We start from the raw sequence: 2,266 nt of genomic DNA on the forward strand, positions 1-2,266 counted from the left end.
ATTGAAAAAAGCAAAGACAGGCATTATCGAATGACAATTCATTCCGATCAAGGCTGGCATTACCAACATCACCAGTATGTCAGACGATTGAAGCAAGCAAAAGTATATCAGAGCATGTCACGAAAAGGAAACTGTTTAGACAATGCATTAATGGAAAATTTCTTTGGTTTGATGAAACAAGAAATGTATTATAGACGCATTTTTTCTAGCTTTGAGGAATTAAAACGGGCAGTTGAAAATTATATTGATTATTACAATCATCATCGAATAAAAGCAAAATTGACCGGTATGAGTCCAGTACAATACCGAATTCATACCAGTCAAGTAACAGGTTAATCTACGTACAACTTTTGGGGCGCACATCAAAACTAAAAATTAGTTTTGTCTCGGGCTTTTTTTTCAATATAACTATTTTAAAATATATCTTTTATAGTAATCATACAGCTCATCAACCGATGCATTCATCAAAATATCTTTAGCATCTTCAACCTGTTCTTCGGTCCAATCAAACCATCTTAGTTCTAACAGCATATTGATTTCATCATCTGTGAACCTTTTCTTTATAACGCTGGCAGGATTGCCTCCAACAACAGTATAAGGTTCAACATCTTTTACAATCATTGAACCAGCTGCAATAATTGCTCCTTCACCAATAGTAACCCCAGGCATGATCATCGCATTCATTCCGATCCAAGCATCACTTTTAATGATCGTATCACCTTTGGGCTCATAAGATTTCTCCACATGACTGGCAAAAGGATATACTGTGATCCAATCTGGATGATGGTTATGATTACCACCCATCAAGATCGTAGCGCCACTTGCAATACAAACGTAATTTCCAATAATTAATTTATCCAACTTCCAGCCAAAATCCGCTACTGGATCGAAGGCCGCCCTGGTCAATGGATCGCCCCATAGATAACGTACGCATCCATCTTCAAACGACTGATTACCATAATACCCAGAGTAATAAGAAAATGCACCGACTTCTATCAATGGATTCGTCACCAAATCCTTTAAATATAATGTATCTGACCATTTTTCAAAATTATTATTGTTCTTCATCATTATTCCTCGCTTCTAAGTTAGATTTTTTTTGACTTAGAAGCTTACTACCACTGAAACATTTTTTAATTGTCTTAAACGACGACTCATATTTATCACTCCAATAATGTTGTTGATTATACGTATATATTTCTTTAATGTCAAATAAGAAAAGTATTTTTCAAACTATATGATTTTAGTAATCCACTTAAAAAAATCATACTATTTGTCTATTTTAATTGCTATTTTTTTGATAAACTTATCTATGAAACAGCTAATAAATATATTTTTGGAGGAGAAAATGAAAAAAGAGAAAAAAGAATGGATAAAACTGCTTTTACAATTATTTTTATTGCCTATTTTTATTGGTATGGCCACGTTTCAAGCAAATGTCGCATTCAGTAATAAACAAAATGAGGAGAATAAAAAAGAAGTAATCAAGACAATTACCCTTGGAACTTCTGAAGAATACATTAATTCAATTTTCGACGTACCAAAGTACTCTTTTACTGAATCTGTTGAGCTAGGGGATCCACCACCTTTAAATGAGAAAAAAATTCCTGTTACTCTCAAACACAATTTTTACTTAGTAAATGATGCGTTGGTTCGTGTTTCTTTCGATTCAAATACAGCGATTTCATATTTCTTTTTTGTTTTAGGAAACAAAAGCTCGCTAGACCTATCTCCTTATACAGTTACGAAAATAGGATTAGGCAAAGATTCTTATAAATCTATTAAAAAAAATTCTGAATCAGAGTTTATCAATATTGTGGATAACTCACCAATTGATAGAACATGTTCTATCATAAGAACCAGTAGTGCTAATAATAGATCAGCTATTTATTATTCTGAATGGTATGAATTTGGGCAAAGTACTAACTACACGAATATAGTCTATGGAAATATTTGGAATAAAACTGAAAAATATGCAGACTACCAAAGCCTATCATTTGAGAGTAAATTACTGTATGATTATTCTGATTTACATGATCAAGTAAAATCTGAAATGGGAATTTTTGAACTAAAGGGTGACGATGCTTTTAAATTACAAAGTACTATTCACAAAGAGTATGGTAATGCTATACCTAATGTGTATGGGCTAGTCCATCCTAAATACAATCATGTCATTGATATAAATTCACCAAAAGATAAATGGAACCAAGTTTATAGTGCCACAAACTAAATACTAAGTTACTTAAAATAGACCAAAAAAATATTT

The 2,266-nt window shown here is 32.2% G+C and carries 3 protein-coding genes; 2 read left to right on the top strand and 1 reads right to left on the bottom strand.

From position 1 onward, the window contains the following. A partial coding sequence (locus tag JZO69_RS16425; RefSeq protein WP_207111161.1) for an IS3 family transposase occupies window positions 1-336 on the top strand: 336 nt, incomplete at its 5' end. Window positions 337-408: 72 nt separating this feature from the next. Here JZO69_RS16425 and JZO69_RS16430 read toward each other — a convergent pair. Continuing rightward, window positions 409-1,068: a CatB-related O-acetyltransferase gene (locus JZO69_RS16430; protein WP_207113890.1), complete on the bottom strand. Its 660-nt coding sequence runs from the start codon at window positions 1,066-1,068 to the stop codon at window positions 409-411. A 280-nt stretch (window positions 1,069-1,348) separates the two neighbouring features. Between JZO69_RS16430 and JZO69_RS16435 the strand changes: the two genes are divergently transcribed. Next, a complete protein-coding gene (locus JZO69_RS16435; protein WP_207113891.1) occupies window positions 1,349-2,230 on the top strand; it encodes a hypothetical protein in 882 nt (293 codons plus the stop codon). The last annotated feature ends 36 nt before the right edge of the window (window positions 2,231-2,266 follow it).

It is taken from the genome of Candidatus Enterococcus ikei, from assembly GCF_017316105.1.
In the GTDB taxonomy this organism is placed as follows: Bacteria; Bacillota; Bacilli; order Lactobacillales; family Enterococcaceae; genus Enterococcus_L; species Enterococcus_L ikei.